Source organism: Rhodococcus sp. ARP2 (genome assembly GCF_001029585.1).
In the GTDB taxonomy this organism is placed as follows: domain Bacteria; phylum Actinomycetota; class Actinomycetes; order Mycobacteriales; family Mycobacteriaceae; genus Rhodococcus_F; species Rhodococcus_F erythropolis.
The window spans coordinates 108616-115700 of sequence record NZ_LEKE01000113.1 but is presented as its reverse complement, the minus strand read 5'-3'; the positions used below and the strand labels follow the sequence as shown (position 1 = coordinate 115700).

Here is a 7085-nt window from a genome sequence, read left to right as displayed (position 1 = left end):
GGGTAGGGGCATCCCCCCAGGGGGTTCGTGCTGGTCACAGGAGTTCGGGGTGGCGCTGAGGTTGACGCTCCGCCCCTTTCGTCGCGCTCGTGACCCTTGTGTTGGTCGCTGATCGAGTGCCGGCGTCGGACAAACGAGCCGGTGGCGGTGCGAGCGGTCCGGTGGTGGGGTCGGGTCGGTGGTTCGGGCTGATGTTCGCCAGGGGTACGCACTGAGCGAGTACCCACAGCAGCGCGGTGGGATGGCTGGGTGTCGGTAGTACCGACACCCAGGGGTGGATCATGCCGGCCGCTTGTGGTCCTCCGTGCCACCTGGTGTGGCCACCATGGTCGGTGGCGTCTGGTCCGCGCCTGCCCGTCGCCTTGGCAGGTTCGGTGTTCGATTGCTTTTCCTGTTGTTCGCCGACGATCGCTGTTGACAGTCGGACTCGCACGATCTTGTTCATGTTCACGTTCGTCGTTGCGGTGATCGTTCATCACTGGTGCAGCACAACATGTTTCACTGTTCATTCAAGTTCTCGCTTGTGTTTCGTGTTGCGTTGACAGCAGCGTGAAGTGACGTTTGACATCGATCGTCGCTGTGTTCGCTGATGCTCTGCTGTCGGCGTACTGGTGCGTCGAGGGCGCGCTGTCCCGGTCAGCGATGGGGCGTGCCAGGCGTACCCATCGCTGACACTCTCGGCCGTGGGCCGTGGGCCGTGGGCCTGGTCGCCTTGTCGGTGGCGCGGCGTCGCCGCCGGCCGCCGATTCCTCCAGCATCGGCCACCACTGCAGTAACAGCAGTGGTTGCCGCTGTCGATCGAGCTGTGCTCGTTCTTGTCGTAGTCGAACCGGCCCAGTGGTGGGAGGCGGGACCCTTCCCCTTCCTCCCACCACTGGGGCCAGGCCTGCTCGGTCATCGGTGTGGGTGCCCTTGTGTCGGTGAGGCTATCGGGCTGCGGCGATGAGGTCGGCGTGGCGTTGTCGAGCTTTCGCTGCTCCGGTCGCGCTACCTAGGTCGTCGAACGGGGCGGTGGCCTGGGTGGCGGAGCTGTAGACGGCCACGATGGTCTCGGCGTTCGGCAGCCATGTGTTTCCGCTGACGGCGAGGGACACGAGATGCTGTTGCTTCGTCACGGTTTCGGGCCAGATGCTCACTGGTGCTTCGCCGTGGACGCGCTCGGCGGGTCGGGGTGCGGACTTGATCCAGGCGACGTGGTCACTGACCAATGTGTCGGCCCCGGCGATCTGTTCCAATCGCAGTGCGTTGCGGCGACGGTAGAGCCAGATCGGTTCCGTCTCGATGTGGTCGACGGTCTGCCCGGACTCGAGCCATGCCTCCGGGTTCGCCACGTTCAGCAGCGATCGGTGACCGGATTCGACCAGATGCCAATGCACCTCCCGGATCTCGTCGTACCGGGCGATCAGTGAGTCGAGGGCGAGCCACTGTTCGGTCAGACCTGAGCGCATCGCGTCCTCGGCCCCGGTGACCCCTTCGAGCGCTGCGGCGGTCTCGCGAACTTCACCGAGTACGTCGTCGAGTTCGCTCTGCAGTCGGGTGAACGCGTGCCTGAGTCCGTGTTCGGTGATCGAGGTGAGTTCAGCGCGAAGGTCGTCGCGGACGATGACGAACAGTCGCACGTCTGCGTTCTTGTCTTCGATCGCGGTGAGGTTCTCGCTCTGCCGGCGCGCGAAGCCGGTGAGGCGCTGTTCACCGCGTAGGGCCGCGCTCTTGACTTCTTCGGTCATGGTGCGTTCGAGGTCGAGTCGTGAGACGGGTGTTACCTCCCTCAGTTCGTCGAGCCATCCCGATATCCGGTCGAGGGTGGTGTGGGTGTCGGTGTAGTTGGGGATGGCGCCGAGGACACGATCGCGCAGGGTGGGGGTGGTCATCGGTGCGACCATCCTTTCGGTCGGTTGGTGTAGAGCGCGCGGCCGGCGGAGACACCGGACTTGGTGGGGGTGGCGCGGGCCTCGGTGAGGAGGGCGTCGAGTTCGGTCTCGGTCAGTGTCGCGAGGTAGTCGGTGACGTCGGGCCTGTCAGTCATGTTCTCGTTCCTTCGATGTGTTCTCGGACTGTGTGGGGGTCGAGGAGCCACCGCCCACCGGCCAGGCGCCCACCGAGTGCGGGGGCGAGTCGCCTGGCCTGGCGAGAGCTGCAGCCGAGCAGTTGCGCTGCAGTGTCGGTGGTGATCCATTCTTCGACTTCTTCAGTCTCGGTGACGGAATCCGGTGGGGTGTCCGATTGTCCTGCGGCGGACAGGTTTTCGAACGCGCTACTCAATCTCAGCAGTGCTCCGGAGTCCGGGAGTCCGTTACGACGACGGGAGCGCTGCGCGACTTTGACGGCGTAGTCGAGCGCGTCGAGCGCGGGGCCTTGCAGCAGGATCGCATTGCCGAGAAGTTGGATCGGTGGGTTCATCGGTCCCCTTCGGTGCGGTCCGGCGACCGCTCACCTGACGGGGAGCAGTAGATGGTCATCGGTCGAATTGGAGGGAATCGCGTTCACCAGCTCCCGGTGCACTCGAGCCCGCCGACGTGTGCCGGCCACCGGGTGAATCCTTGCTTCCGCGATGGTCGGGGCAGCGCTGCGAGCGGTGGCGGGTGAGCTCCGGGCACGTTGGTCTCGTGCAGCGGCGTGCCGGCGACTTCGAGCGTGTGCGGTTGACGACGACGTAATTGGTGTTGCTCATGTCAGTTCTCGTTTTCAGTCTTGGCAGTGCCGAGGGCGACAAGGTTCGGGTAGAACGTGGCCTCGGCGGTCGAGGGCGGGGTGAAGGTGATGACGGTTCGTCCGTCAGATCTCAGGCTTTCGACGCTGAGGCCGGAGTCCTTGTCAGGGTCGGGTGTCCAGTAGTGCGTCATTCTGCTGCCTGTGTTTTCGATGTCGACGGTCGACCAGATCGGCCGGCCGTCCGAGTAGAGCGAACCTGTCAGGTGAGGTCGCGCGGTGGCGAGGACTTCCTTGGTGAGGTCATTGAGGAAGTCCAGCACCCATTCGTTGCCGTTGTAGATCGTCTCGGCAGTGGAGCCTTCGGTTGGGATGTTGCCACCGATCGAGTCGGCGGCGGCGTCGATTCGCGCTTGGACGATGTTCACGACGTACGCGAGCGCGTCGGCGGCAGTGTGATTCGGGGTGCAGTTCATGCTGTCTTCTTTCGGTTGTCGGTGTCCTGCAGACGCCCGTTCCAGATGCCGATTGCATCGTGTTCGGTTGCTGCGTTGGCGCATTCGGCGCGCACGGGGCATCCAAGGCAGATTGTCTTGGCACGGTGGTAGCGGTACTCCCGTTGCGTGTCGGTCTCGTCGTCGAGGTGGGCGTCGAACAGTGGTGCCATGCCTCGGCATGCTGCGCCGGTCAGTCGTTCGTCCACCAGGGCGGTGATTTCGAATATCGGTGCGGTGGCGTATTTCGATCCTCGCGGCTTTTTGTCGACTTCTGGAACTCGGCTAGCCATCAGCTGACTTTCGTTTGACTGCGGCAAGTACGGCGCGGACTTGAGCCATGCCGCGACGGTTGATCTCGATTCGATCCGGGACGTGATCACACACCGTGGTCCCGAAGTAGCCGCGCGAGTTGCACCGAGAGCAATCCGCAATCGAAAGAGCGGTCACGGTCGTGTCGCCATCGTCCGGTTCGTCGTCGATTTTCTCCCCGAATCGATCAATCATTTTGTTCGCCTCCTGAGGTGTCCGCACGCGGTCAGTTAGTTGCGTTCTCAAGCCGGGACTTTGAGTTGGTCGGTGGCTTTGTGATTACTGGTCTGGTGGTGTTGGTTTGGTGGGGGCTCATGGGTGAGCCCCAGACTTTGCGAAATGAGCCCCAGACTTGGTTCAAATGAGCCCTAGACTGTCCCCAAATGAGCCCTAGACTTTCTGGGATGCAACGACTCTGGGGCTCATGGGTGAGCTGTAGACCTTCACCTGTGGATAAATGTCTGGGGCTCATGGGTGACTCCCAGACTCGGTGCGCTCGTCGGGCATGAGCAGATCCATATCGAGCAGATTTACCGGGATCGAAAGCTGGTACTCGTCAGCGTGTCCAGCCCACCGATTGCCTTGTTTCACCCGTTCGATAAGACCGTGTTCACGAAGCCATGAGAGGGTGCGCTTGACCGTCGCGAGTGAGGTTCCCGTGACTCGTATGAGCCGATCGACGCCGGGACGGACGCGGGTGCCGTCCATGTCGGCATAGGTCGCCAGTGTCAGTGCCATGAGCTTGACCGTGGGTGGCATGCTCACACGCCGGATGATTCGCTCCCACTCGAACCGTTCGATCGGGCCGGAAGCGAGAACCTCCTCCGACGCATCGATTTCCACTGGCTGTTCGGTCATGTCTGGTGACTAGTCCTCTGCATCGAATCGTCTGTAGTCGGTGATCAGCCAGGCAATCGACTGTCCGACAAGTAGCGCGGTCAAAAGGCCCTCGGTGATGGTCATGACGTACTCGAGTCGACCGAGGTACAGCGCGCAACGTCGACGGCGAGCAGGAGCGTGTGCGCGAGCTGCACTGCCTCGTCAAGGGTGAGGTTGTAGTGGGATCCGACAATCTTGCCGAACTTCCCCTTGGCGTCCGTTTCCCAGCGATCCAGCGCCACAATGGGTTCGCTGTGAATGACTCGCTCGAGAACCTGCACATCGACGTGCGCGGGATCGATACCATTCGACCCACGTATTCCGACGTGCTTGCCCAGCGGAATCGATACCGGTGCCGATGCGACTCCGCAGAGTTCGGGGATCCGACTGGTGATGTCGAAATCCCTATCTGCCCACGGTGCTCGGGCAGCGATACCGTCGAGCAGCGTGCTCGTGTCGATCGAGGTATCGGCCTCGGCGCGGGACTTCCACTGGTCGAGGTCGGTGGCGTTCTGTAGCATCGGATTCGATTCCTGTTCCTTCATTGGTGTGGTGGTTCGGATTTCGTTGCCCTCGACGTCGGTTGCAGCCGACTCGGGGGCGTTTTTCGTAAGGGCGCTGGATGGCATCAGGCCGACACCTTCGGGCACTGTTCGGATTCCAAGCGTTCGATGTACTCGGCAATGGCTGTACTGGGCACGAGTCGCCGGCGTCCGATCTTCACGGAGCGAAGTTCTCCGGATTCGATCAGCTCAAAGACCTTGCTTCGGCCGACGCTCAGATCTTCCATGACGCCAGGGATTGCACGGAGACGAGTTTGCTGCGTAGACATTGCGTCCCTTTCTGTTGACCGAACAATCAATTTGCGTTGTTTTCGCGCAAATAATGTGAAGTTTGCGCGAGAACGATGTAAGTAAACCTGACCGTTGGAATCCGCGCAAGTATTCCGTAAGCTGCGTCGTTATGGCGCAAAGCGAATGGGCGGAACAGACAGTGAGTCGGATTGCTCGGACAATCCGTGAAGTGCGAGGTGGGCGGTCCACTCAATGGCTCGCTGACCGCACGAAGGAACTTGGCCACCCGATCAGTCGCGTAGCAATCTCAAACCTCGAGGTCGGACGGAAATCTGGCGTCGACGTCGCGGACCTCGTGATCCTTGCGCGGGCATTGGAGGTGCCACCGATGATGCTTATCTATCCGGATTTGATGGATGGCCCCGTGGAAGTGTTTCCCGAACAGGTAGTTTCATCGTTCGAAGCTCAGAAGTGGTTTGCTGGCGAGTGGATACCCAACCCGAGGGTGCCACTCGATGAAGAATCTGACCCGGATGCCTGGCAAGAGCACATGCGACTGCTCGACGCCATGCAGAAGGTAGATATGGCGCGCGGGTACAGCGATGCGAAGATTCGACTGCAATCGCTCGAACGGCGCATTTCTGCTCCTGATGTGCCACGCGACGAGGCTCGTGAACTTGAAGGTATCGCAATGGATTATCGGAACCAGATCGCAGCTCTAGCAGCGAGAATGCGTAGCCTGGGCATGGTTCTCGATGACTAGGCGTAAACGCCTTCCGCCTGGCATGAAGAAAGTCACCTTGGCGAGCGGAGCAATCCGCTACGAGGTAATCCTCGACGCCGGACTCGATCCTGCCACTGGCAAGCGGCGGCAGACGCGCAAGCGCTATGTCACGCTCGATGAAGCGAACGACGCCTACGCGAAGATTTCCACTCAGGTGAATGAAGGAACGTATGTAGCTAGATCGTCGGTGACGGTCGAAAAGGCCTGTGCGGATTACGTTGCGGGACGGCACAAGTTGAGGCCGACATCGCTGTCGAAGCTCGAATACGACCTGGCGCCATTGCGCGAACGACACGGCGAAGTGCTTCTGCAGTCGCTCACTAAACGTCACATCGACGACCTTGTGAAGGATTTGGTGGCAGGAGGGACCAAGACGGCAAAGGGGCGCACCCGTAAACCGTGGTCGCCATCGGCCGTGAACAAGGTGGCCGCGACAGTCGCTCAGATGCTTGAGGATTCCCTCGCTCAGGGGCTCGTCGCACGCAACGTCGCGGCGAAGGTGGATCGCATTCCGAGTGTGCATAAGGAGATGGACACTTATTCGCCAGAGGAGGTGAATCAGCTCCTCGCTCGGGCGGCCGTGGACCGCAATGGCCATGGATGGCACCTCGCGCTCTCCGGGCTGCGGCGCGGCGAAATTGCAGGTTTGCGATGGACTGATATCGATTTCGTCAACAACACTCTTTCCGTCGCCAACAATCGGACGAGCGCCGGCGGGAAGACTGTCGAGGGTGATCCGAAGTCCAACAGTTCGCGTAGGACGCTTCCACTGACGGGCACGCTGAAGGTTGCCCTAGAAGCTGCGAAGCTGCGCCAGAAGCGTGAACGGCTAGCACTGGGGCCCGACTACGGCTCAGGTGGTTACGTCATGAGCAACGAGGTGGTGGGGGAGCCATACAACCCGGCTGTGCTCTCGCGGTACTGGGCTCGGGCTGCGAGGGAGGCCGGTGTTCGGCATATCAGACTGCACGATGCACGGCACACCGCGGCGACGACGCTGCACCTTCAGGGTGTCCCGGTCGCCGTAATCGCCGCTTGGATCGGACACTCTGATGCGAGCTTCACGATGAAGGTTTACGCACACTCACAGAACGACGCATTGAAGGATGCAGCGAAGGTTCTCGGAGGGGCAGTGACATCGCTGTGACATCTCGCGGTGATCGAACAACTGTG

14 protein-coding genes are annotated in these 7085 nt (G+C 61.3%); 3 read left to right on the top strand and 11 right to left on the bottom strand.

What is annotated here, in order from left to right:
* Window positions 1-34: 34 nt before the first annotated feature.
* Window positions 35-445: a hypothetical protein gene (locus tag ABX74_RS28035; protein ID WP_047890200.1), complete on the bottom strand. Its 411-nt coding sequence runs from the start codon at window positions 443-445 to the stop codon at window positions 35-37.
* Between the two features lie 204 nt (window positions 446-649).
* On the opposite strand from ABX74_RS28035, the gene ABX74_RS30690 reads away from it, so the two are divergent.
* The gene (locus tag ABX74_RS30690) at window positions 650-946 is read left to right on the top strand and encodes a hypothetical protein (protein ID WP_223258033.1); all 297 of its coding nucleotides are present in this window, start codon (window positions 650-652) and stop codon (window positions 944-946) included.
* Here the strand turns inward: ABX74_RS30690 and ABX74_RS28030 are convergent.
* The 10 genes from ABX74_RS28030 to ABX74_RS27995 all read right to left on the bottom strand — a co-directional run bounded on the left by ABX74_RS28030 (window position 927) and on the right by ABX74_RS27995 (window position 5166).
* A complete protein-coding gene (locus ABX74_RS28030; RefSeq protein ID WP_144419606.1) occupies window positions 927-1871 on the bottom strand; it encodes a hypothetical protein in 945 nt (314 codons plus the stop codon). The two genes, ABX74_RS30690 and ABX74_RS28030, sit on opposite strands and share 20 nt — an antisense overlap.
* Window positions 1868-2026, bottom strand: coding sequence for a hypothetical protein (locus ABX74_RS30520; RefSeq protein WP_189637358.1), 159 nt, complete (start codon window positions 2024-2026; stop codon window positions 1868-1870). Before ABX74_RS30520 ends, ABX74_RS28030 begins: the two co-directional genes overlap by 4 nt.
* Entirely contained in the window at window positions 2023-2400 is a 378-nt protein-coding gene (locus ABX74_RS28025) for a hypothetical protein (protein ID WP_047890198.1), read from the bottom strand. The genes ABX74_RS30520 and ABX74_RS28025 overlap by 4 nt, the downstream gene beginning before the upstream one ends.
* 55 nt (window positions 2401-2455) lie before the next feature.
* The gene (locus ABX74_RS30250; protein WP_144419605.1) at window positions 2456-2671 is read right to left on the bottom strand and encodes a hypothetical protein; all 216 of its coding nucleotides are present in this window, start codon (window positions 2669-2671) and stop codon (window positions 2456-2458) included.
* Between the two features lies 1 nt (window position 2672).
* Window positions 2673-3125, bottom strand: coding sequence for a hypothetical protein (locus tag ABX74_RS28020; RefSeq protein WP_047890197.1), 453 nt, complete (start codon window positions 3123-3125; stop codon window positions 2673-2675).
* Window positions 3122-3436, bottom strand: a complete 315-nt coding sequence (locus ABX74_RS28015) for a WhiB family transcriptional regulator (RefSeq protein ID WP_047890196.1) — start codon at window positions 3434-3436, stop codon at window positions 3122-3124. The genes ABX74_RS28020 and ABX74_RS28015 overlap by 4 nt, the downstream gene beginning before the upstream one ends.
* On the bottom strand, window positions 3429-3650 hold the full coding sequence (locus ABX74_RS28010; RefSeq protein WP_047890195.1) for a hypothetical protein: 222 nt from the start codon (window positions 3648-3650) through the stop codon (window positions 3429-3431). Before ABX74_RS28010 ends, ABX74_RS28015 begins: the two co-directional genes overlap by 8 nt.
* 273 nt (window positions 3651-3923) lie before the next feature.
* Window positions 3924-4313, bottom strand: a complete 390-nt coding sequence (locus tag ABX74_RS28005) for a hypothetical protein (protein ID WP_047890194.1) — start codon at window positions 4311-4313, stop codon at window positions 3924-3926.
* A 101-nt stretch (window positions 4314-4414) separates the two neighbouring features.
* On the bottom strand, window positions 4415-4963 hold the full coding sequence (locus ABX74_RS28000; RefSeq protein ID WP_144419604.1) for a hypothetical protein: 549 nt from the start codon (window positions 4961-4963) through the stop codon (window positions 4415-4417).
* Window positions 4963-5166 (bottom strand): excisionase family DNA-binding protein, encoded by a 204-nt coding sequence (locus ABX74_RS27995; protein WP_047890192.1) that lies wholly within the window; start codon window positions 5164-5166, stop codon window positions 4963-4965. Before ABX74_RS27995 ends, ABX74_RS28000 begins: the two co-directional genes overlap by 1 nt.
* Before the next feature lie 131 nt (window positions 5167-5297).
* Here ABX74_RS27995 and ABX74_RS29750 point away from each other — a divergent pair, with 131 nt between their 5' ends.
* On the top strand, window positions 5298-5891 hold the full coding sequence (locus ABX74_RS29750; RefSeq protein ID WP_053062091.1) for a hypothetical protein: 594 nt from the start codon (window positions 5298-5300) through the stop codon (window positions 5889-5891).
* The gene (locus tag ABX74_RS27985; RefSeq protein ID WP_047890191.1) at window positions 5884-7059 is read left to right on the top strand and encodes a tyrosine-type recombinase/integrase; all 1176 of its coding nucleotides are present in this window, start codon (window positions 5884-5886) and stop codon (window positions 7057-7059) included. The genes ABX74_RS29750 and ABX74_RS27985 overlap by 8 nt, the downstream gene beginning before the upstream one ends.
* Window positions 7060-7085: the final 26 nt, after the last annotated feature.